Origin of the sequence: Dokdonia sp. PRO95, assembly GCF_000355805.1 — a bacterium.
Taxonomy (GTDB): Bacteria; Bacteroidota; Bacteroidia; order Flavobacteriales; family Flavobacteriaceae; genus Dokdonia.
The window spans coordinates 1,939,574-1,963,378 of the sequence record NZ_CM001837.1 but is presented as its reverse complement, the minus strand read 5'-3'; the positions used below and the strand labels follow the sequence as shown (position 1 = coordinate 1,963,378).

22 protein-coding genes are annotated in these 23,805 nt (G+C 38.4%); 4 read left to right on the top strand and 18 right to left on the bottom strand.

The window, feature by feature from the left end:
* Positions 1-94: 94 nt before the first annotated feature.
* The 14 genes from D017_RS08810 to mraZ all read right to left on the bottom strand — a co-directional run bounded on the left by D017_RS08810 (position 95) and on the right by mraZ (position 16,549).
* Positions 95-544, bottom strand: coding sequence for a GatB/YqeY domain-containing protein (locus D017_RS08810; protein WP_035336004.1), 450 nt, complete (start codon positions 542-544; stop codon positions 95-97).
* A 201-nt stretch (positions 545-745) separates the two neighbouring features.
* Positions 746-2,764, bottom strand: coding sequence for a cell division protein FtsZ (gene ftsZ / locus D017_RS08805; RefSeq protein WP_035336003.1), 2,019 nt, complete (start codon positions 2,762-2,764; stop codon positions 746-748).
* A 92-nt stretch (positions 2,765-2,856) separates the two neighbouring features.
* The gene (gene ftsA, locus D017_RS08800; RefSeq protein WP_035336001.1) at positions 2,857-4,206 is read right to left on the bottom strand and encodes a cell division protein FtsA; all 1,350 of its coding nucleotides are present in this window, start codon (positions 4,204-4,206) and stop codon (positions 2,857-2,859) included.
* A gap of 71 nt (positions 4,207-4,277) precedes the next feature.
* Entirely contained in the window at positions 4,278-4,967 is a 690-nt protein-coding gene (locus D017_RS08795) for a cell division protein FtsQ/DivIB (protein WP_225969286.1), read from the bottom strand.
* Positions 4,968-4,983: 16 nt separating this feature from the next.
* A complete protein-coding gene (gene murC, locus D017_RS08790; protein ID WP_035335997.1) occupies positions 4,984-6,336 on the bottom strand; it encodes a UDP-N-acetylmuramate--L-alanine ligase in 1,353 nt (450 codons plus the stop codon).
* 54 nt (positions 6,337-6,390) lie between these two features.
* Positions 6,391-7,479 (bottom strand): undecaprenyldiphospho-muramoylpentapeptide beta-N-acetylglucosaminyltransferase, encoded by a 1,089-nt coding sequence (gene murG / locus D017_RS08785; RefSeq protein ID WP_035335995.1) that lies wholly within the window; start codon positions 7,477-7,479, stop codon positions 6,391-6,393.
* A complete protein-coding gene (locus tag D017_RS08780; RefSeq protein WP_035335994.1) occupies positions 7,466-8,674 on the bottom strand; it encodes an FtsW/RodA/SpoVE family cell cycle protein in 1,209 nt (402 codons plus the stop codon). The genes murG and D017_RS08780 overlap by 14 nt, the downstream gene beginning before the upstream one ends.
* Before the next feature lie 101 nt (positions 8,675-8,775).
* Entirely contained in the window at positions 8,776-10,113 is a 1,338-nt protein-coding gene (gene murD / locus D017_RS08775) for a UDP-N-acetylmuramoyl-L-alanine--D-glutamate ligase (protein WP_035335992.1), read from the bottom strand.
* 59 nt (positions 10,114-10,172) lie between these two features.
* The gene (mraY, locus tag D017_RS08770) at positions 10,173-11,411 is read right to left on the bottom strand and encodes a phospho-N-acetylmuramoyl-pentapeptide-transferase (protein WP_035335990.1); all 1,239 of its coding nucleotides are present in this window, start codon (positions 11,409-11,411) and stop codon (positions 10,173-10,175) included.
* Complete coding sequence (locus tag D017_RS08765) at positions 11,411-12,874, bottom strand: UDP-N-acetylmuramoyl-L-alanyl-D-glutamate--2,6-diaminopimelate ligase (protein WP_035335989.1); 1,464 nt, start codon at positions 12,872-12,874, stop codon at positions 11,411-11,413. The genes mraY and D017_RS08765 overlap by 1 nt, the downstream gene beginning before the upstream one ends.
* Entirely contained in the window at positions 12,871-14,862 is a 1,992-nt protein-coding gene (locus D017_RS08760; protein ID WP_035335986.1) for a penicillin-binding protein, read from the bottom strand. Before D017_RS08760 ends, D017_RS08765 begins: the two co-directional genes overlap by 4 nt.
* 4 nt (positions 14,863-14,866) lie before the next feature.
* The gene (locus tag D017_RS08755) at positions 14,867-15,187 is read right to left on the bottom strand and encodes an FtsL-like putative cell division protein (protein ID WP_035335985.1); all 321 of its coding nucleotides are present in this window, start codon (positions 15,185-15,187) and stop codon (positions 14,867-14,869) included.
* 8 nt (positions 15,188-15,195) lie between these two features.
* Complete coding sequence (gene rsmH / locus D017_RS08750; protein WP_035335984.1) at positions 15,196-16,092, bottom strand: 16S rRNA (cytosine(1402)-N(4))-methyltransferase RsmH; 897 nt, start codon at positions 16,090-16,092, stop codon at positions 15,196-15,198.
* Complete coding sequence (mraZ, locus tag D017_RS08745; RefSeq protein WP_035335982.1) at positions 16,079-16,549, bottom strand: division/cell wall cluster transcriptional repressor MraZ; 471 nt, start codon at positions 16,547-16,549, stop codon at positions 16,079-16,081. The genes rsmH and mraZ overlap by 14 nt, the downstream gene beginning before the upstream one ends.
* Before the next feature lie 315 nt (positions 16,550-16,864).
* Between mraZ and D017_RS08740 the strand changes: the two genes are divergently transcribed.
* On the top strand, positions 16,865-17,629 hold the full coding sequence (locus D017_RS08740; protein ID WP_035335981.1) for an alpha/beta hydrolase: 765 nt from the start codon (positions 16,865-16,867) through the stop codon (positions 17,627-17,629).
* Between the two features lie 121 nt (positions 17,630-17,750).
* A complete protein-coding gene (gene yihA, locus D017_RS08735; RefSeq protein ID WP_035335980.1) occupies positions 17,751-18,356 on the top strand; it encodes a ribosome biogenesis GTP-binding protein YihA/YsxC in 606 nt (201 codons plus the stop codon).
* On the opposite strand, the gene D017_RS08730 is transcribed toward yihA, so the two are convergent.
* From D017_RS08730 to gldB, 3 genes are read right to left on the bottom strand one after another with little or no spacing between them, the layout of a single operon-like run.
* Positions 18,334-18,717 carry a hypothetical protein gene (locus D017_RS08730; protein WP_035335978.1) on the bottom strand — a complete coding sequence of 128 codons (384 nt, stop codon included), beginning with the start codon at positions 18,715-18,717 and terminating at the stop codon, positions 18,334-18,336. The two genes, yihA and D017_RS08730, sit on opposite strands and share 23 nt — an antisense overlap.
* A 5-nt stretch (positions 18,718-18,722) precedes the next feature.
* Positions 18,723-19,061: a gliding motility protein GldC gene (gene gldC / locus D017_RS08725; RefSeq protein ID WP_035335975.1), complete on the bottom strand. Its 339-nt coding sequence runs from the start codon at positions 19,059-19,061 to the stop codon at positions 18,723-18,725.
* Between the two features lie 3 nt (positions 19,062-19,064).
* Positions 19,065-20,018, bottom strand: coding sequence for a gliding motility lipoprotein GldB (gldB, locus tag D017_RS08720; protein ID WP_035335973.1), 954 nt, complete (start codon positions 20,016-20,018; stop codon positions 19,065-19,067).
* Positions 20,019-20,129: 111 nt separating this feature from the next.
* On the opposite strand from gldB, the gene nadE reads away from it, so the two are divergent.
* Both nadE and D017_RS08710 read left to right on the top strand, forming a co-directional pair.
* Complete coding sequence (gene nadE, locus D017_RS08715; RefSeq protein WP_035335971.1) at positions 20,130-20,948, top strand: NAD(+) synthase; 819 nt, start codon at positions 20,130-20,132, stop codon at positions 20,946-20,948.
* A gap of 115 nt (positions 20,949-21,063) precedes the next feature.
* Positions 21,064-21,702 (top strand): response regulator transcription factor, encoded by a 639-nt coding sequence (locus tag D017_RS08710; RefSeq protein WP_035335970.1) that lies wholly within the window; start codon positions 21,064-21,066, stop codon positions 21,700-21,702.
* Here D017_RS08710 and dnaG read toward each other — a convergent pair.
* Positions 21,699-23,681: a DNA primase gene (gene dnaG, locus D017_RS08705; protein ID WP_035335968.1), complete on the bottom strand. Its 1,983-nt coding sequence runs from the start codon at positions 23,679-23,681 to the stop codon at positions 21,699-21,701. The two genes, D017_RS08710 and dnaG, sit on opposite strands and share 4 nt — an antisense overlap.
* Between the last annotated feature and the right edge of the window lie 124 nt (positions 23,682-23,805).

Genomic DNA, 23,805 nt, shown 5'->3' with positions numbered 1-23,805 from the left:
CACAACTACGTTGTCAATTCGATGAAAAGACTGCTTTCACGCATAAAAGGCTATTATACAAGGGTTTTAAAAAAATTAAGTTATCTATATACTTTTAAGAAAGACGTGCCTTAACAATTGTACTAATCGTTTTACCATCTGCTTTTCCAGTCAGTCTAGCATTTACCTGTCCCATCACTTTTCCCATATCTTTCATCCCTTGGGCTCCTGTTGCAGCAATGACCTCATCTACTACTTTAGCTACATCTGCCTCACTCATTTGTTCTGGTAAAAATCGAGCTATCACTTCTGCCTGTGCTATCTCAGGTTCTGCTAAGTCATTGCGTCCCTGCTCGGTAAAAATAGCTGCACTATCCTTACGCTGCTTCACAAGTTTTTGCAACAATTTAAGCTCCTGCTCTTCGGTAATCTCTTCTTTTGAACCCGTCTCTGTCTGCGCAAGTAAGATTGCAGATTTTATAGCACGTAATGATGTTAGTGCATTTTGATCTTTAGCTTTCATTGCTTCTTTCATTGCGGTCATCACTTCTGTAGATAGGCTCATAGTAGTATATATTTTGTGCTCATCACTCCGTTTTAGTTATGGATTTTGAGAGCTATAATTATTGGTTATAATAAGTAGTTAAGACCACGAAGATACGAGAAATAGCGAAATTATATACACAACACAGATAGCTTATAAAAAAGAAACCCGACTATCTTGGGGAAGATAGCCGGGTCGCTAAAAACTCTAAGCATTATCTGCTTAATCTACATTATCATGTAGAAATGAGTTATTACTTCTCAATTGAATTTCATCGTTATCATCTGTAGAAAGTGATGTTCTAGACAAACTACCATCCTTAGCTGGAGTTTCTTCTAGGTCAATCCCCATACGCTTGTATGCAGGCTGTTTTTCTATCTCCTCAATACGCGACTGATTTGTGCGAAATTTGTAATTGAACTCCTTCATCTTACGCTTGCGCTCAGATGCTCTATCTATAAGGATTTGTGAGATAGGACTATTCATAGGGTCCACCTCTGCATTTTCATCCTCAGATTCTTGTTTAGGCGCTACTGTTTTTGTCTCAAAGACAATTGTTTCTTCCTCAACATCTGCTTCATCATCATCACTAGATGCACTAGAGAGTGTCTCTTCTAGTTCCATATAGTCCTCAAGACTATATCGAGTTTCTCCATTGTTAGTGTGCTCTGTGACAGGCACAATTTCTACAGGCTCCTTAACTTCGATGGATGCTGTGGTGTCATCAAGATCAAACATGATAGGCTTCTCATCTTCTTCCTCTACTGGAGCCTCAGTGGTTAATGGCATGTCAAAAAACAACATTCCGTTATTTTCTGGTTCTTTATGCTCTACTCTAGCAGTTTCTTTACGTACCGTAGTATCGATAATTTCAAAATCTGCCTCATTCTCTGCCAATACCTCATCATATACAACAGTGATATTCTTAATAACATCTGTAGTAGGAACTATATCCATACTATACTGTTGTGTAGGTGGCTGTACCGGCTCTACTTTAGGAGCTTGTTCTGGCACTGGTTGTTCCCTTGTAATATCTTTTACAGGCGCTTTCGCGAAAGCGCTAGGCTTCTTCTCCTCTATTTCATCAAGATCAAGTGTGTGCACTATTTTCTTAGGAGGCGCAGGTGCTTGTGGAGTTACAGGTGCCGAAGGTGGAATCTCAACTGTAGCATCTGGCATTAGATCTTGCTGTGCTCTCTGCTCCTCTTCTAGCGTATGAATAATTTTCTTAGTCTCTACATTTACAATATCATTTTGCTGCTCTGCATTAAATCCCGTAGCGATAATCGTTACTGAAATTGCATCACCTAGGGAATCATCTTCACCTACACCCATAATAATGTTTGCGCTGTGCCCAGCTTCTGCTTGAATGTGATCGTTTATCTCTCCTATCTCATCGATTGTGATTTCATCACCACCAGAAACAATAAGCAGCAATACATTCTTAGCCCCAGTAATTTTATTATCATTAAGTAATGGGGAGTCTAGTGCTTTTGATATAGCCTCATTTGCACGGCTTGTACCACTAGCAGTAGCGCTACCCATAATAGCTGTACCTGATTTACTCAACACTGTTTTTGCATCACGCAAGTCAATGTTTTGTGTGTAGTGGTGAGTTATTACCTCTGCGATACCGCGTGAAGCAGTTGCAAGAACCTCATCTGCTTTACTAAACCCTGCTTTAAAACCAAGATTACCATACACCTCGCGGAGTTTATTATTATTTATAACAATGAGTGAGTCTACCTGGGCACGAAGTTTATCTACTCCTTTTTGAGCCTGCTCATTACGCATTTTACCTTCAAATTGGAAAGGTATCGTGACAATCCCTACGACTAGGATATCAAGCTCACGAGCCATTTTGGCAATTACTGGTGCTGCACCAGTTCCTGTACCACCACCCATTCCGGCAGTTATGAATATCATCTTTGTATTAGTACCAAGCATTTGCTTGATATCCATCTCACTCTCTATAGCTGCCTGCTCTCCTACATCTGGATTTGCCCCAGCACCAAGACCTTCTGTAAGACCTACTCCGAGTTGTATCTTATTAGGTACTGTACTATTTTCTAGTGCTTGTGCATCTGTGTTACAGATTACAAAATCTACCCCATTTATCCCTTGCTGGAACATGTGATTAATAGCGTTACTACCTCCACCACCTACACCTATCACTTTAATGACGTGACTTTGGTTTTTAGGAAGATCGAATGTGATGTTATCAAATTGTGTCGTACTCATATGATTTGTTTTTGCCCCTTATTCTTATACAATCAATTACTACTTGCGTAGCTATCTTATTATTCCTTATTTATTCTTTATCGATTTAAAAACTACTCTGCGTTGTCTAAAAAATCTTTAAACTTATCTGCCCATCTATCAAATATGCTTCTTTTAGGCGCTTGTGGTTTTTTAGACCTAGCCTCGATATCAGTTTCTGGTATTTCATTAATGGTCTCTGTAAAGACCTCTTCTTCTTTTGCAATAACTTCCTCTTCTGGTTCTAGTTGGCTATTATATAAACCATGTTCCAGACTATTCATCACTAATCCAACAGCGGTAGCATACAGCGGACTCGTAGTCTCTGCATCACTATCTCCAGCAAGATGCTCATTAGGATATCCTATACGAGTATCCATACCAGTAATATATTCGACTAGCTGTTTTAAGTGCTTAAGTTGGCTACCTCCACCAGTTAGTACAATACCTGCGATTAGCTTTTTCTTTTGCTCCTCGTGTCCGTAATTTTTAATTTCTAGATACACCTGCTCAACAATCTCCACAACTCTAGCATGAATGATTTTTGACAAATTCTTTAGTGTTATTTCCTTAGGCTCACGACCACGTAATCCAGGGATAGAGACAATCTCATTGTCTTTGTTTTCTCCTGGCCATGCAGAACCAAATTTAATTTTAAGAAGCTCTGCTTGTTTCTCAATAATTGAACAACCTTCTTTTATATCTTCTGTAATAATATTCCCTCCAAAAGGGATTACAGCTGTATGTCTAATAATTCCATCTTTAAAAATGGCAAGATCTGTTGTACCACCACCTATATCGATAAGTGCTACTCCAGCTTCTTTTTCTTCTTGACTCAACACAGCATTTGCAGATGCAAGTGGCTCAAGTGTGATACGATCTAGGTTTAATCCTGCGCTCTTTACACAACGACCTATATTTCTTATGGATGCAACTTGACCTACGACTACGTGAAAATTTGCTTCTACACGACCACCGTACATCCCTATAGGCTCTTTAATCTCGCTTTGCCCATCTACTTTATACTCTTGTGGTAATACATGAATGATCTCTTCACCTGGTAGCATTACCAGTTTATGTACTTGGTTACATAACGCATCAATATCTGCTGCATCAATTACCTCTTCAGAGTTGTTACGAGTTATATAATCACTATGCTGTAATGAGCGTATGTGCTGGCCAGCAATACCTACCACTACATCTTGAATTTTAATTCCAGATACATCTTCTGCTTCTTGCACAGCTTGCTGCACAGATTGTATGGTCTGGGTGATATTATTTACCACACCACGGTGTACACCAAGACTTTTAGACTTCCCTATACCGAGAATCTCCACCTTGTTGTATTCATTGTACCGCCCTATCATTGCCACGATCTTCGTGGTCCCTATGTCCAGTCCTACTGCGATATTTTGATTTTCCATACCTTTAATTTTGAGAGTTTACTCCCTCCCGATAGCTATCGGAATAAGCGAAAGCTTGCTCAATCCCCGTTTTATTTTTTCTCACAAACTACTTGCCCGTCATACTTAAGCTCTATAGTTTTATACTTATCTAAACTTTTATCTTTAAGCGCTTTTTCATAAAAAGCCTTATAGTTACTAAACCTCTTTTCTAACGCTTCTACCTTACCAAGTGATATAGTATATCCTAGTTTTCTAGCCTTTAATGTATATTCTCCGTTTTTTGCTCGAGCTATACCAATGATGTGTTTTGTAAGAAACTTGTCATTCCTAATAAAGTTTACCAGTCTGTACACTTCGCTTACGTCTTTCTCCGTTGCTCCAGTCACAAGCGGCACATGTGCAGAGTGATTTTGGGACAACGGCATCACCTCACCACTCTCGTCTATATAAAAAGAAATAGCACCGCCAAGTCGCGCTATAGGCTTACGTTGCTCTATTGCAACACCTATATCACCACCCATCGTTACGTAAACATCTGCATTCTTGATAATTGGATGCGCCTTGACGCGCTTTTCCATCTCACTCAAAGCTATATTTTCTTTAGCCTTTCCTGCAAGCTTTTCGTTACTTACTATCAACAATTTATTAACGGTCTCACGCGTCACAAAAGGAGTACTTTCATCCTTAAACGAAACACTAACTTCGGCCACTGTGCGCGCCTCATTTCTTTGAATGGCAAACGCAAACAAAAATACTGTCAACAGCAGTAAAACCGACATCTTTATGTAAAACCAGTTAACCTTCACCACGCAGTTCTTTCGTTACTTTTAAAATCTCTACACCTATATCTCCAGCACCCATCATCACAACAATTTTGTGATTTGTATGTTTTACCAAATCAACAAGCTCATTTTTCTGTATGATTTGCTTTCGCGAAAGCGTCATTTCACTAAGCAATACTTCGCTAGTAATACCATCGATAGGCTCTTCTCTTGCTGGATAAATATCTAATAGGGCTACTTCGTCAAAACGAGAAAGCTCTATTGCAAAATCACTCATAAAATCTTTAGTCCTACTAAATAAGTGTGGCTGAAAAATAGCAAGCACACGCTCCTCTGGATACATCTCTCTTACACTTTGATGTACCGCAGCGATTTCTGTAGGGTGATGCGCATAATCATCTATCAACACCATATCTTCTTTTTGGATACGGTATGTAAATCGGCGATTTACGCCTGAATAACTCGCTAGCGCTTCTATCAACTTTTCTTTAGGACTACCGTATGATAACGCCATGCCTAAAGCAGCTACAGCATTAAAAAGATTATGTCTTCCTGGCAGACTAAATTGCAAATTCTCTAAAACGCCATCTGGGTAATGCAAGTCAAAGACATAAGTGCCATTCTCTATGCGTACTCGCTGCGCAGTATAATCTGCATCCTCCTCAATACCAACCGTATTTCCAGCAAGTGGAAGTCCGTTTTTCACAAAACGCTTATCCTCTGGAGCTAGCGCCCCAAATTCTTGAAATGTAGCAATAAGGTCTGCCTCATCTTCATAAATATCAAGATGATCTGCATCCATAGAAGTCACACAGAGAATATCTGGCCTAAGCTGAAGGAAAGAGCGATCAAACTCATCTGCTTCTACCACTACGACATCACTACCTTTTTGAATTAAATTACCATTGTAATTATTTGTGATGCCACCTATAAACGCAGTTACCGGGGCTCCGGATGCCGCAAGTAGATGACCTAAAATACTAGAAGTAGTCGTTTTACCATGCGTTCCTGCAACAGCAAGCGAGAAGGTTTGATTTGCAATCATACCAAGCACTTCTGCACGTTTTTTAAGTATAAATCCGCTTTCGCGAAAATATACTAGCTCTCCCATCATTTTAGGAACGGCAGGAGTAAACACCACTAAGGTATCATCCTTGCTAGTAAAAGAACTATCAATCCCCTCTTTTTTATCTTCAAAATGAACCTTAACACCAGAGGCTTGCAAAGCTGCAGTAACATCTGAAGGCGTTTTGTCATAACCCGTCACATTCTTGCCCTCCCTATGGAAGTATAAAGCTAGAGCGCTCATACCTATCCCACCGATACCGATGAAGTAAATGTTCTGTATGTCTTTTAAAGGTTTCATTTTTATATGCTACACACTATAGTTTAAAACTATAGCTATTATATTTTCAAATAATTATTTCAATAATTGCTCTACCTCATCCACAATGTCTGATGTGGCATTTGGTAATGCAAGTGTTTTTATTTTTCTTCCTAGCTCAAAGCAAACTTTATCATCGTTAAGTAGTCCCTTAAAAACGAGCTCAAATTTTTTATCGAGATCTTTTTCTGCTATTAAAATTGCAGCACCCGTCTTCTCGATAGCTTGCGCATTTTTAGTTTGGTGATCTTCGGCAACGTTTGGAGAAGGGATAAAAATAGTCGCCTTTCCCACAATACATAGTTCTGATACAGATCCTGCTCCTGCCCTAGAGATTATAATATCTGCTGCTGCATAAGCCATATCCATCTGGTCGATGTATGCCATTACTTGAACACCATCTGCCTGATGATGTTTGTACTTATCATAATATAGCTTACCAGTTTGCCATAAAACCTGTACTCCTTTTCGTTTAAAAAATGGGAGTTGCTTCTCAATCAATTCATTTATAGCTCTGGCTCCTAGACTTCCTCCTATAATTAAAACTACTTTCGAACTATGAGACAACTCATATTTCGCGAAAGCGGTACTACGTTTACTTTCTATATCCAATAAGTCTGCACGTACAGGATTACCGGTTTTTACGATATTTTCTGTTGGAAAAAAGCGATGCATATCATCATAAGCAACACACACTTTCTCAACAGACCTACCTAAGAGTTTATTTGTAATACCCGCATAGCTGTTTTGTTCTTGAATAACTGCCGGTATCCCTACAATTGTAGCCATCTTAAGCAATGGCCCACTTGCAAAACCACCAGTACCTATTACAACGTCTGGCTTAAAATTTTTAATAATCTTACGAGATTTCATCAAGCTACTTATGAGCTTAAAGGGAAACATAAGATTATCTACCGTAAGCTTGCGCTGTATTCCAGCTATCCACAACCCTTCTATCTCAAAACCTGCTTGCGGCACTTTTTCCATCTCCATGCGATCACTCGCTCCTACAAATAGAAATTGCGCGTCAGGATGACGACGCTGGACTTCCTTTGCAATAGCAATCGCAGGATAGATATGACCTCCTGTTCCTCCTCCAGATAATATAACTCTATATGGTTTCACTAAGTATGTCTAAAGGGTTTAACTCACTTTCATCTTTTGGCACAACTGCCGTACGCTTTGCACTGACACTGAGTACAATCCCAACTGCCAGACAGGTCATCCATATAGAAGTACCTCCACTACTCACTAGTGGCAATGTTTGCCCAGTTACAGGAAATAACTCTACAGCAACCGCCATATTTATTAAAGCTTGAAAGACTATAGGCAATCCTACACCTACCACAACTAGCTTTGCAAAAACCGTCTCTGCTTTATGAGCAACTACGGTAATTCTAAATAATAGCAACATATACAAGAACAGTAGAAATCCAGCACCAGTAATACCAAACTCTTCTACTATAATTGCAAAAATAAAATCTGACGAAGATTGCGGTAAGAAGTTTTTCTGAACACTTTTTCCGGGACCAAGTCCAAATGGACCCCCCGAAGCTATTGCTATTTTTGCTTTTTCTATTTGGTAGTCTGCATCTGCGTCTACTTCATTATTTGCAAAATTCTCTACACGGCTTATCCAAGTATCAACACGGTTAGGGAATACACCAGGAAAAGCTTTTGCTAATAATACGAAGAACAAAAGTGCAACAACGCCTGTTGCAATAACAATTCCTAAATATTTTAATGGATAACCACCTAAAAACACCAATGCAATAACCATTGCTGCAATAATCGCAGTAGTAGAAAAATTTGCCGGAAGAATCAATGCAAGAACAGCTGCCACTGGCAACCATAAGGGTACAATAGTTTCTTTAAATGTTACTGCAGTATCCTTAATTTTTGCTAAGTACCTAGCTACATACACCATCAATACAACACCTGCAAATGTGGAGGTCTGAAAACCGACACCAAGAATAGGTATCTTGATCCATCTACTTGCATTTGCTCCACCCATGGTAGTTCCTTGAGCTAGTGTCACAATAAGTAAAATAATGACAACTGGAAGCGCTATAAAAGAAAGCCCTTTAAAATAATGATGGGGTATTTTATGCACTCCATATAACATGGCAAACCCTAACACTAAGTGCATACCGTGCTTGATAAGAAACCTCACCGTGTTTCCATCACCTTTGATATATGCGAGATTACTTGCAGCACTATACACAGGTAAAAAAGAAAACAACGCAAGAAGGGCAACAATAGCCCATATAGTCTTGTCACCTTGTAATCCTGCAAATATGTTTTTAAATGTGGTACTCAACGCCTAGTAATTATCTATTATTCGGTTTCTTTAGTTATAAACTCTGATAAGCTGAATGCCTTACACGGGGGAATGAAGTACAATCAGCTTTCAAATCAGAATTAAAGATTACGCACAGCTTCCTTAAACTGGCGGCCGCGATCTTCATAATTATCAAATAAGTCAAAACTTGCACAAGCAGGAGAAAGCAATACATTATCTCCACGCTCAGACACTTTATAAGCAATTTTTACTGCCTCGGTCATAGACGGTGTCTCAACAATAACGTCAACCATATTACCAAAATGGCTCATCAATTTTGCATTATCAACACCTAGACAGATAATAGCTTTTACCTTCTCATTTACGAGTGGATATAAATCACGGTAATCATTACCCTTATCTACACCACCTACAATCCAAACAGTAGGTTCACTCATACTATCTAAAGCATAAAATGTTGCGTTTACATTAGTAGCCTTACTATCATTAATGTATTGTACATTATTGATTTTAAGCACTTGCTCTAATCTATGCTCAACACCCTGAAAACCTTCTAGACTCTCACGAATAGTAGACTTACGAATATTTAATAGATTTGCTACAGTTGAGGCAGCCATTGCATTTTTCTTATTGTGTTGCCCTTTTAAAGCGAGATTATTTGTAGCCATGGTAAAGGTGTTATTATCTAGTTGTACTGTTAGGTTATTGTCTTTTATAAAAGCGCCATTTTCAAATTCTTTATCAAGTGAAAAAGGCAATAATTTTGATTTGACTGGATGTTTTTTGAGCCAGTCTACACTCACAGGATCATCTGCATCGTAGATGAGATAATCTGTTTCTTTTTGGTTCATTGCTATTCTAAATTTTGAAGCAATGTAATTTTCAAACTTATAATCATATCGATCTAAATGATCTGGTGTCACATTTAAAACTACCGCGATATGTGGTGCAAAATCTGCTATTCCATCTAGCTGGAAACTGCTTATTTCTAGCACATACGTATCAATCTCTTTCTGTGCCACCATCTTTGCATAGCTGTCACCTATGTTTCCGGCTACACCTAGATTGATTCCCGCTTGCTCTAGAATAAACCCAGTGAGCATGGTAGTTGTGGTTTTCCCGTTACTTCCAGTAATACCTACAATTGTAGCGTCTGTATATCGAGAAGCAAATTCTATCTCAGAGATTACAGGCACTCGTTTTTCTATCAGCTTTTGCACAATAGGTGCTTTATCTGGTATTCCAGGGCTCTTCATCACTACATCTGCATTGAGAATAAGTGCTTCTGTATGACCTTCTTCTTCCCAAGCAAAATCCTCAGCAATGAGTATCTCTTTGTAGTGATTCTTTATCTTCCCAAAATCAGACAAGAACACGTCATAGCCTTTGGCCTTACCTAAAATGGCAGTACCTACGCCAGATTCTCCAGCTCCTAATATGACTAATCGTTTCTTCATTTTTTATACCCTCTAACTTAGCTAGATCTAGTGTTGACTTCGCTTTCGCGAAAGCGTGATTATCTAATTTTTAATGTTATGATAGAAAGTACCGCTAGTAAAATCCCTACAATCCAAAAGCGGGAAACAATTTTACTCTCGTGAATACCTTTCTTTTGATAATGATGGTGCAAAGGAGACATCAAAAAGATGCGTCTACCTTCCCCAAATTTCTTCTTTGTGTATTTAAAATATCCCACCTGTAATACCACCGAAAGATTCTCCATTAAGAAAATTCCGCACAGTATTGGGATGAGCCATTCTTTTCTAGTTGCAATAGCAAGCACAGCAATAATTCCTCCTATAGTAAGACTACCTGTGTCTCCCATAAAAACTTGCGCTGGATAAGCATTATACCATAAGAATCCAATAAGCGCTCCTACAAATGCAGCAATAAATATGAGCATCTCGCCAGTACCTGGGATGTACATCACATTGAGGTAATCACTAAAAATGATGTTACCAGATATAAATGCAAAAATCCCCAGGGTGAGCACAATAATTGCACTTGTTCCTGCTGCCAGGCCATCAATACCATCAGTGAGGTTTGCACCATTAGACACCGCTGTGATTATAAAGATTACAATAGGTATAAATATGATCCACGCATATCCTTTCCAATCTTCGTTTATGCTTGTAAGGATTGTTTCATAATTGAGCTCGTTATCCTTTACAAATGGTATGGTAGTTTTTAAGCTTTTATGTGCTTCATCAAATTTTGCATCTCCTCTTACAGTAGTAATTTCAACTTTTTCTGTACCAGCAGTTTGCTTAATCTCTTCTCGTATGGTAATATCACTATGGAAGAACATTGTTGCCCCCACGATAATTCCTAATCCCACTTGACCAACTACCTTATATTTACCAGCAAGGCCATCTTTATTTTTTTGCATTTTCTTCTTATAATCATCTAAGAAGCCTATGATTCCCATCCACACCGTCGTAACGATAAGAAGAAGGATATAAACGTTTTGCAAGTCACCTAATAGCAACACAGGAATAAGAGTAGCGCCTATGATAATAAGACCACCCATAGTAGGAGTTCCTGCTTTTTCTGCTTGTCCCTCTAGACCTAGATCTCTTATTTGCTCTCCCATTTGCTTGCGCTGCAGGAGCTTAATAATGCGCTCTCCATAAATAGTAGAAAGTCCTAACGATATCAACACCGCAAGTGCAGCACGAAACGTACTGAACTGAAACAACCCTGCTCCTGGCAAGTTGTAAGCTTCGTCTAACCATTGAAAAAGATGATACAGCATTACTTATTAAGTTGTTTAAGGGTTTCTTGTACTATTTTATAATCGTCAAAATCAAATCGCTCTCCCATTATCTCTTGGTAAGTCTCATGACCTTTACCCGCGATTAGAATTATATCTCCTGGATTTGCAAGTTGGCAAGCTGTTTTTATAGCTTGCTTTCTATCTGTGATAGATAAGATTTTTTTGTAGTTAATAGGCTCAACACCTGCTTCTACTTGCTCTATAATTGTTTCTGGTTTCTCTGTACGTGGATTGTCACTAGTGATAATTGCCTTTGTACTAAGTGCACTTGCAATATGCCCCATTTTAGGACGCTTTGTAGTATCTCTATCTCCACCAGCTCCTACAACCGTAATAAGCTCTTCATTTTTAGTACGGATATCATTTATGGTTTCTAGCACATTTTTAAGAGCATCAGGTGTATGTGCATAATCTACTATTGCAGTCACATTACCCTCAGAAATGAAATATTGAAAACGTCCAGACACACTCTCTAGCTCGCTTAAAAGCTGTAATGCTTCCATTTGATCTAGCCCCAACAATTCTGCTGTTGCAAAAATGGCTAAGAGGTTATATGCGTTAAACGAACCAATAAGCTTCACCCAAACTTCTTGATCTTGAATTTTAAGTAATAATCCCGATAATTGATTTTCTAGAATTTGCGCTCTATAATCTGCATATGATTTTAAAGCGTAGGTTACTTTTTTTGCTTTTGTGTTCTGAACCATAATAGGTCCATTTTTATCATCGTTATTTACGAGCGCAAAAGCCGTTTTAGGTAACTCATCAAAAAACTTTTTCTTAACATCTCTATACTCTGCAAAGGTGTCGTGGTAATCTAGATGATCGTGAGATAGGTTTGTAAAAATCCCTCCCTCAAAATGCAAACCTTCTGTACGTTTTTGATGAATCCCATGCGAGCTCACCTCCATAAAACAATACTCTACACCAGCCTCAGACATCTCTGCGAGATACTTATTTATTGTCAAACTATCAGGAGTGGTATGCGTCGCTTTATACTCGGTCTTATCTACTAAAATCTTTACCGTAGATAGCAGTCCTGTCTTATAACCTGCCTTTTGAAACAGCTGGTATAACAAACTAGCGATAGTAGTCTTACCATTAGTTCCCGTAATACCAATAAGCTTTAAGTTAGCCGAAGGATTTCCATAAAAATTAGAAGCAATTGTAGCAAGTGCGCTAGAAGTATCTGCGACTTTCACATAGGTTATTCCGTTTACCGTTTTTTCTGGAAGCTCCTCACAAATGATTGCAAGCGCGCCTTGATTTACAGCTTTTGCTATATATTCATGCCCATCACTTTGCGTACCGCGCACAGCGACAAACACATCGTTGAGAGACACTTGACGTGAGTCAAAATGAATATTAGTAATTGCAACAGCAGTGTTACCCACTACAGACTCTAGTGTTACCTTATATAATATGTCTTTAAGTAGTATCAAGATAATTGTAGCGTGATTGTTTTATTCTTCTCTATTTTATCACCAGCTTTTACAGACTGACTTTTCACTTTCCCGCTTCCGCGAAAATTTACTTTTAAGCCTAGGTTTTCTAGCAATGCAATCGCATCCATTCCAGGCATTCCTTTTACATTAGGCATCTTGCTATGTGCTTTATTGACATTTGCATAATACCTCTGATAATCCCCCTCAATAATCTTTGAATTCTCCGTGGGTAAATTCACCTCATCAATTACAGGAGTATCTGTATAAATTTTCTGTGCAATTTCCTTAAACACCGGAGCTGCAACAACATTTCCATAAAACCCTATAGATTTTTTAGGTTTATTAACCACTACAATACAAGAATACTTAGGCTCATCTGCTGGAAAATAACCCGCAAATGATGAAATATATCTTCCTGCTTCTATCCAATACTCAGTCTGACAAGTACCCGTCTTACCCGCCATTGAAAATTCTTCACTATAAATATTTCTCGCTGTACCTCGCTCTACTGTTTTCTTCATCATCTCCTTTACTACGTTTATAGTAGCTTGAGAAGCGATACGAGAATTAATCACCTCTTTATCAAAAGACTCAATGGTTTGATCCCACTCCTTCACCTCTTTAATAAAACGAGGTTTTACCATCTCACCATCATTTGCAATAGCATTATAAAATGTGAGCGTTTGTAATGGCGTTAACTCTATTCCATATCCAAAAGCCATCCAAGGCAAGGTAGTTCCATACCAGTTTTTATCGCCTGGGTAAGGAAAGTTCGGTTTTCCTTCTCCTTTAATTTCAAGTCCTAATTGATCGTTGAGCCCCATATTAAAAAGTCGTTTTACAAACTTTTCTGGATCTGAGGCATAGTTATCGTTTATCATTTTCGCGAAAGCGGTATTACTACTCAGCTCAAATGCCTTTGCAGCTGTTATTTTACCATAACCACCTCTTTTAGAATCTATCGCCGTTCGGTCATAGAATTTCACACGACCATTTTCTGTATCAAACACCGTACTTGAGTCAATCACCTTATCTTCAAGCGCAGCAACCATAGACATTAACTTAAATGTAGAACCCGGCTCATGTGCTTCTCCTACTGCATAATTGAGACGCTCGTAATATTTCCCTTCCTTAGTACGACCTAAATTTGATATTGCTTTAATCTCGCCCGTCTTAGTCTCCATAACAACCACACAACCGTGGTCTGCTTGGTATTTTTCAAGACTAGCAAGCAAGGCGTTGTGTGCAACGTCTTGAATATTTACATCTATGGTTGAGATTACATCATAACCATCTCGTGGTTCAATAACATTACCCACCCCAAGAGGTTTCCATTCTCCCTTTGCAATCTTTTGCTTGAGACGGCGTCCTTCTTTACCACGTAAGTAATATCCGTATGCACCCTCAAGACCTACTCGTGTATAATAACCACTATCATCCTGACGCTCATAACCCACGGTGCGTTCTGCCATTTTCTCAAGCGGATGCTCACGCTCTGTATGCTCCTCGATAATGATACCACCTCTAAATTGGCCTTTATTGAATAATGGAAGTGATTTAATCTTCACATACTCTGCATAACCTAGTTTACGGGCTATAAACAAGTAGCGATTTTTTGTACTACGCGCTTTGCGCAATCTATTTTCATAATATGATTGAGGCTTACCGAGCACTTGAGAGAGCCCCTTAGAAAGACCAACTATATTCTCGTTAAAATTTTCATTAGATGGTGCTACTGCATCCCATCGTATATCGTACTTGATTTGTGAGGTCGCGAGAAGACTACCATCTTCTGCATAAAGGTTACCGCGAGTAGCTGGGATGGTTACCATCTTCTCTGTGCTAGTAGTAGCAAGCTCACGATACTTTGCACCCTGAAACACCTGAATCGCAATAAGCTTATATGCGATTATGATCGCTAGGAGGAACATACATCCAGCGACGAAATAAAGGCGGTTTAATATGTGCTTCTCTGTGGTTGCCACTTTATTAATCTGTTTCTTGTGTTGTTACTTTTATCTTTTTTGGCGGCACATTAGATGGTTTAATTCCCCTTGACTCTAATGCTTTTGCCACACTACTATTTGTTTTTAACTTCCAGAGATTTACTCGGCTGTCTACCGCTTCACTTCTCAGCTCAGCTACTTCTTCTTTTAACCTTGCAATCTCATAGACCTTCTCATCTGCTCTGTGCGAACTAGCAATCATGATTAATGCGAGTGCAGAAATAAAGATGATCATCCTCCAGTTTTTAAAGGCATCCTCATCTACTAGAAATTTACCCTTGAGTATATTATTAAACTTGCTCACTGTGCCTCTTAAAGTTTTTCAGCGATTCTCAACTTTGCACTACGCGCTCTGTTGTTTGACTTTATCTCATTGCTGTCTGGAATAATGAGCTTCCCTACTTTCTTAAAAGGAACTTCAAAATTGCCATACATATCTTTTTCTGGCTCTCCCTCAAACATTCCATTTCTTATATATCTCTTCACTAGACGGTCTTCAAGTGAGTGATAACTTATAAGACTTATTCTACCACCCGGCTCAAGGAGCTGCTCTGTCTGAAGTAAAAATTCTTTAAGAACCTCTATCTCTTGATTAACCTCTATGCGTATTGCTTGATAAATCTGAGCAAGTATTTTATGCTCTCTATGCTTAGGCAAAAAAGGAGCTAACACCTTTTTAAGATGCTCACTAGTCTTTATAAACTGACTATTGCGCTCATGCACTATAGTACTAGCCAGCTTAGGAGCATTACGAAGCTCTCCATACTGCCAGAACACTTGTCTTAAATCTTCCTCTGCATAATCATTAATGACATTATAAGCAGATAACGTATCATTCTGATTCATTCTCATATCGAGATCACTCTCAAAACGAGTAGAAAAACCACGCTCTGCAACATCAAATTGATGTGAACTCACGCCAAAATCACCAAGGATGCCATCTACTTTTTTCACACCATGAAAGCGCATAAATCGCTTGATGTATCTAAAGTTTTCTGGGATAAGCGTGAATCGCTCATCCTCAATAACATTTTGTTGAGCATCTACATCTTGATCAAAACCATATAGCTTTCCCTCAGGACCTAACCTGCTCATGATTTCACGAGAATGACCACCACCACCAAAAGTGACATCTACATAGATGCCATCTGGCTTGATATTGAGACCACCTACCGTCTCTTTTAATAATACTGGGTTATGATAATCCATCTGGTATATCGCTATCTCCCATCACCTCCTCAGCAAGATCTGCAAAATCTACCGCTGCCTCGTCAATGGCTTTTTCATATAAATCTTTATCCCAAATCTCAAGTATGTTGAAAGCAGCATTAACCACAATCGACTTCTCAAGTTTTGCAAAACTTCCTAAATCTTTTGATACTAAAACTCTACCCGTTCCATCAACCTCCACTGGCTTAACACCTGCATTGAAACGACGTATAAACTCATCATTCTTCTTATTAAAACGATTAAGCTTATTCACTTTTGCACTCAGCACATTCCACTCTGCAATAGGATACAACTCAAGACATTTTTGAAACACAGCACGCTTAAGCACAAAACCATCCTGAAGGACAGGCGCCAGCTGCTTTTTAAACGCTTGAGGCAACATGAGTCGACCCTTAGCGTCTATTTTACATTCATATGTTCCAATGAGATTAATCACTCGAGATAGGTTAGTTTTTATGTATTAACTCAAATATAGCGCAAATATTACCACTTTTTACCACATTCTACCACTTTGTTGATAAGTTGTACCACCTCCCGCCACTTGTTAACAATATGTTGATGAATGTTTTTTTTACATTTCTTGTAGAAACGAACTATGATTTTAAAATTTCGCTTTCGCGAAAGCGCACAAAAACAATGTGTTATACTTCTAACAAATACAGATAAACCCTCATAAATTCAAAGTCAAAAAAGAACGACTAATCAAAAGCGAAATAACTATATTTGCTTCTATTGATTACTAACCACTTTTATGAAACACGACTTAATAACCGAAGGGAAATTTACTTATCTAGAAAAAGGCGAAGGAACACCAATTATCATTTTACATGGTTTAATGGGAGGCTTGAGTAATTTTGATGCAGTAACTTCTCATTTTTCGGAAAATGGGTATAAGGTGGTTATACCTGAACTTCCAGTGTACACAATGCCGCTTGTTAAAACAGGTGTAAAATCATTTGCAAAGTACCTTGATGAATTTATCACCATGAAGGGCTACAAAGAAGTAATTCTTCTAGGTAATTCTATGGGTGGTCATGTGGGGCTTTATCACACAAAAATGTCTCCAGAAAAAGTAAAAGCTCTTGTAATCACAGGAAGCTCTGGACTTTACGAAAGTGCAATGGGAGAAAGCTACCCTAAGCGCGGTGATTATGAATACATCAAACAGAAGGCTCAAGGTGTTTTTTACAACCCAGAGTGTGCTACTAAGGAAATTGTAGACGAGGTGTACGACACTGTAAACGATCGTAACAAATTACTCAAAACACTTGCGATTGCAAAAAGCGCTATACGTCACAACATGGCGCAAGACCTTCCAGAAATGAATACACCTACTTGTATTATCTGGGGACGTCAAGATGGAGTCACTCCGCCAGAGGTTGCTGAGGATTTTAATAAACTCCTTCCAGACTCAGATCTTTTCTGGATAGATGAGTGTGGTCACGCAGCAATGATGGAAAAGCCCAACGAGTTTAACGACATACTCCTTAAGTGGCTTAAAGAAAGAGAATTTTAATACCTCTTACCCACATTAATAATACACACTAAGAATTACCCTCACAGTCATCTCTTAGACTTTTGAGCACATAATGTGCTGCATATTCTTTATTAAACGATTACATTACTATTTTTGCGATATGAAAATCAAGTCTGCCTCTTTTGTAGTAAGTAACTCCGAAGTCACAAAGTGTCCCAACACTCGCATCCCAGAATACGCCTTTATAGGCCGTTCTAATGTAGGAAAGTCTTCGCTTATTAACATGCTTACTAACCGTAAGAGTCTTGCCAAAACTTCTGGAAGACCTGGTAAAACGCAGCTTATTAATCACTTTTTAATAAACGAAAACTGGCACCTAGTAGATTTACCTGGCTATGGTTATGCTCGAGTTTCAAAAAAGGATAAGAAGTATTTCCAAAAATTCATTACAGACTATTTTGAGCAACGCGAGCAAATGATCTCTGCATTTGTGCTTGTAGATTGCCGCCACGAGCCTCAAAAAATAGATATGGAGTTTATGGAGTATATGGGTGAGAAGGAAATACCTTTTTCAATCATATTTACTAAGGCAGATAAGCTGCGACCACAAGTACTAGAACGTAATATAGAAGAATATAAACGTATTATGCTTGAGGGTGTATGGTGGGAGTTTCCTAACTACTTTATAAGTAGCTCAACAAATGGTAGAGGTCAAGACGATATATTAAACTACATAGAAGAGATTAACAATAATCTTGAAAATTAAATAGGCGCAACACCTCTCGCACTTCTTTTATCAAAGCTTGAGGCGTTTGCAACTGAGTAAATCGCTCTTTTGAGATAGCTACTTCTAGACCACTATCGACCACAGCTAGAACCACAGGAAAATCATACTGCGGCAACCACTTAGACTTGTAACGCTTTAAGAACTCATCTTTATGCAAAAACTGCATTGGAGTTTTTACGCTTTCGCGAAAGCGTAACCATTCCTTTTTTTCTGTAAAAGCTCCGTGGGTAAGATCACAAAGCTCACACTGGTAAGTCTCTGGACTCACCAGCTTATGAGCTGTATCTAAAAGACCATTTAAGGCACCAGAGTTTGCATTATATATAAATAGCAAACCCATAATTTTTACTTCTCAGTTAAGTTAAGATGCTCTGCAAAGTAATCTGTAAAGTCTTTCATGGTGTCTGCCATTTTCTCATCATTTGTAGCACGACGAAATGAGTCTGTCATCCCTACAAGTACCTGATGAAAAAACTGCTGCATCTCATCTACAGGCATATCTTTTGTCCACAAATCAATACGTACACTCTCCTTCTGGTTTGGGTCCCATAATGACAAAAGCATTGCCTTTGCTTCCTCATTTGCTACTCCTCCATCACGAGCCGTCCACGCCATCTTTTCTGGAACGCGATTCTCATCAAGTTCGATTGCTATTTTTATTTCAGATTTTTCTTTTCTAGCCATTCCTTAAGGTTTGTATTTTGCGTTTGCAAAGATAGTAGTTGCATCTTGATTCAGTAAGAATTTGAGCGATACATCGTTCTTATCCATATATGATTTTACAATCTCAAAACCTATATACCTACCCACTCGGCCAGGTGTCTCATTATCAAAAGAGAGATAAAATTTTGAGAAAGGTGCTGGATTCACAAAACGACTAAGCAACTTTCTATCCGTACTATACAGTAGTTCGTTTTTTACAAAGAACTCCCACATATTCTTTTCATTCTCTTGTGCAAATAACAATTCTTGAAGAGTATATCCCAAGATTTCGTGTGCAGGTGTCTCACTAAGCAACAGCTGCATGAGGTAAAGCTTTTTACCTTCGTGTATAATTTCAGATAGAAAATCTTTTTGACGCAGTCTATTGGTTTTAGTTTTTGCAAAAGCAGCTGCTATATCTACAGGCATCTGCTCTGTTCTAAAGTTTTTGCTTTGAAATTTTGGAATACCTGTATAAAAATGATGATCTTCACCTAAGTACGTATCTAATCCTATTAACAAAAGACTATCTGCGAGCACTACTTTATTCCTATAATCCACTTCTGTCGTTAGGGTGACAATTTTAGGCACCGTAGTTTCTGGAAAGTAATACTTAATATGACGAAAAAGATTTTCAATAGACGCTTCTTCTGCATCAAAATCTGGGAAGACTTTTTTAATTTCTTCATTAATTTCTTGCTGTATGGTGTCTGTAAAACGCTGCGCCCAATATTCGTCAGGGAATTTTTTTGAAAACAAGTATGGGAATTCTGCCCGTAGAGGCGCAAGATCTTCTTTTGAAGCAGCCGCAAATAATTGATCAAATCTTCTCACCTCCATATCTACAGACATGGCCTTAATTTCTGGTGGGGTTTTGGTATCCTCTGCACAACCAGCAATAAACACTAGCAATGACAGAATTATAAGCATTTTATTCATAGAGTTTGTATCTTTATATTCAAGAAAACGAGTCTTTTTCTTAAAGCGTATATTTCATACATTTAAGCATACAAAAGTACCAATTTAAAGCACTTCAAAATACAGCAACCTATGCAAACTGACAAAGTAGTAGAACACATCGTAAACTGGCTAAAAGAATATGCAACTAATGCGAGAATGAACGGCTTTGTAGTGGGTATAAGTGGCGGTATAGATAGCGCACTTACCTCAACGTTATGTGCAAAAACTGGACTACGAGTACTTTGTGTAGAGATGCCTATACATCAGGATGAGCGTCAAGTGACACGCGCAAAAGAACACATTAAACAACTTAAGGAACGATTTGCAAACGTTACAGACGTAGAGGTTAACCTTACCGACACCTTTGAGCAAATGAAAAAGGCTGTACCTACAGTAGAGATGAGCGAGCAGCTTAATCTAAGTCTAGCAAATACTAGAGCTAGACTGCGTATGAGTACTTTATATTATTTTGCAGGGCTTCACAAATACCTTGTCGCTGGTACAGGTAACAAAGTAGAAGACTTTGGTGTAGGCTTTTATACTAAATACGGTGATGGAGGTGTAGATTTAAGCCCTATTGCAGATCTTATGAAATCTGAAGTGTTTGAGCTTGCAGCAGCTGTTAGTGTTCCAGAAAGTATTCAAAATGCAGCCCCTACAGATGGACTATGGGGAGATGACCGCACAGATGAAGATCAAATAGGTGCTACATATGATCAACTTGAATGGGCAATGCACCAAGATGAGTTAATTAAAAGTGGAGAAAATAACAAAACTGTTGAAGATTTCACTCCAGAACAAAGACGAGTTTTTGACCTTTATAAGAGATTAAACACCGCCAATTTGCACAAAATGAACCCAATACCAGTCTGCAACATCCCCGTTAACCTAAAAAAGCAGGTATTTTAACGAATAAATCATCAAAAAGGTTAAAACTATAAACAATTGAGCGTACTTTGCAGTGCAAACAAACAAGTACTACCCCTCAATCACTTGTTTCATTACTTGTTAAACAAAATAACTAATGAACAAAGTTTTAATAGCAGACCACCACCCAATAACGCGTAAAGGAATTTCTTCCATACTTCTCGCGGAGGGAAACTATGAAGTTATCGGATATGTTAATGATGGCAATGACCTACTTAACACACTGACTACTACAGAGATTGACATTCTCATTCTCGAGATAGACATTCCTAACCTCAATAGTATTACCGCGCTAAAGGCCATAAAAAGAGAATTTCCTCACATCAAGATATTAGTATTAAGCTGTCATCCAGAAGAGATGTATGCCTTAAGCGCTATAAAATATGGGGCTTCTGGATATGTTGCAAAAACCGCTTCCATACAGCGCGTTCTTAATGCGATAAACCAAGTACAGCGAGGAGGAATTTACCTCAACGAAGCACTTAGTCAGAGACTAGTGAGTGACGGTAACGCAACTCAAGGACTAGCATTTAAATACAAAAAACTCTCTAGTCGAGAGATAGAAGTATTAAATTTATTATCTAATGGAAAGCGCAATAAAGAAATTGCAGCAGAGCTAGACATTAATGAGAAGACAGTAAGTACTTATAAAATGAGACTTCTTAAGAAACTAGAAGCACAAAATGTTGCAGAGCTCATAAAGCACGCAAGATTATTACAGAGCAGTCACGTTTAGACAGATAATACTCTTCCCAGTTTATTACCCAGTAATGTATTGAGAGATTGATAATCTAGAATATCTTTAATGATTTCTTTGTTGTCAACACTATCCTTGGTTTGATTCATTAACTCTTTTATCTTTTCTGTGATAAGATATTTTCTGAGACTCAATACTGTCTCTGTTACAAACTGACCTACAGAAGTATCTTTCTTGCGCACATAAACCTCCCGAGTATCCCAGCGATGAAGTTCATACTTCTCATCATTGAGAATAATATTTGAAATCTCACTAGCTTCTTCTGGAGCGAGTTCATTGATAAAATTCTGAACTTGGAAGTTAGTATCTAGATGCATCTGCTCCACTATTTTACCATAGAGCACCTTAAAGAGGTCATTTGTAAACTCCACCTCATCATCTTGCAGATCCAAATAGATTTTCTCAAAAACTCTAGCTTTATGCACTATAGGCTCCAGCTCAAGACTACCATCCTCATTCTCTTTGAGAACCAGATCTTCAAAATCTTCTTCCACCTGACCATATAAAAGCAATGACTCTATAAGCTTGCGCTCAAGCTCATATAACACATTAACTTTTTCAACAGCATTAGGCATCTCATCTGGCACCACAGACATATATTCTGGTGGTGGTGATTGAGGTTGATTACCCCTATTTTGTTTTACAGTTTCCTTTTTATCTTTCTTAAGTATTTGAGCAAGCGTATTATACAACACAGTCTCAGAGACCTCCATTATGCGCGCACACTCTTGCACATAAATTTCTTGCTTTATGGCGTCAGGTATTTTAGAAATACTCTCTACCATATCACGCACAGTATCTGCTTTTTTTACAGGATCACCAGCCGCTTCTTCTACAAGAAGATTTGCTTTGTACTGTATAAAGTCTTTTGCATTTTCATCAAAAAAGGCGACTATTTCTTCTTTACTATGCTTTCGCGAAAATGAGTCTGGATCTTCACCCTCAGGAAAAGAGCAAACCCTAACATTCATTCCCTGCTCGAGAATTAAATCAATCCCTCGTAGTGCTGCACGCTGTCCAGCAGCATCACCATCAAAGAGGACCGTTATATTTTTAGTAAGTCTATTGATTAATCGTATTTGCTCTGGAGTAAGTGCCGTTCCAGAAGAAGAAACTACATTCTCAATACCCGACTGAAACATCTGTATCACATCTGTATACCCTTCTACTAGGTAACAGTTATCCTCCTTTGCAATAGCTTGCTTTGCATAGTAAATACCATACAGCACTTTACTCTTATGGTAAATGTCACTCTCTGGCGAGTTGAGATACTTTGCTGCTTTCTTACTACTATCTAATATTCTACCTCCAAAACCTAGTACACGACCACTCATAGAGTGTATAGGAAACATCACACGCCCTTTAAAACGGTCAAATTGCTTCTCCTCCTTAACTATAGAGAGTCCGGTTTTTTCTAAGTAATCTAGTTTGTAACCTTGACGTATTGCCTCACTCGTAAAAGCATCCCATTGATCTGGATTATACCCTAGCTGAAATTTTTCAATAGTCGCTGCAGTAAACCCGCGTTCTTTAAAATATGAAAGACCTATAGCCTTACCTTGCTCAGAATTGAGCATCGTTTTATGGAAGTAATCACGAGCATACTCACTTACGAGATACATACTCTCACGCTCATTTGCAGCTTCCTTTTGCTCGTCTGTGCGCTCTGTTTCTTCTACCTCAATGTTGTACTTTTTGGCTAGGTATTTTATCGCTTCTGGATAGCTAAAATGCTCGTGCTCCATCAAAAATGAAACCGCCGAACCTCCTTTACCAGTAGAAAAATCCTTCCAAATTTGTTTTACAGGACTCACCATAAAACTAGGCGTACGCTCGTCCGAAAATGGAGAGAGGCCTTTAAAATTAGATCCAGATTTTTTAAGATTTACAAAATCACCTATCACCTCCTCTACACGGGCGGTTTCAAAAACTTTGTCTATGGTTTCTTTTGATATCAAATCTAGCTTGTCGTGATTATGTTACAATAACTTTTGGTAGCCTGCAAAAGTACTTCAAATTACAACAGTTTTCAATATAATACACAAGAGCGTTTTTATAAAATAGAATCACATATAAATAGAA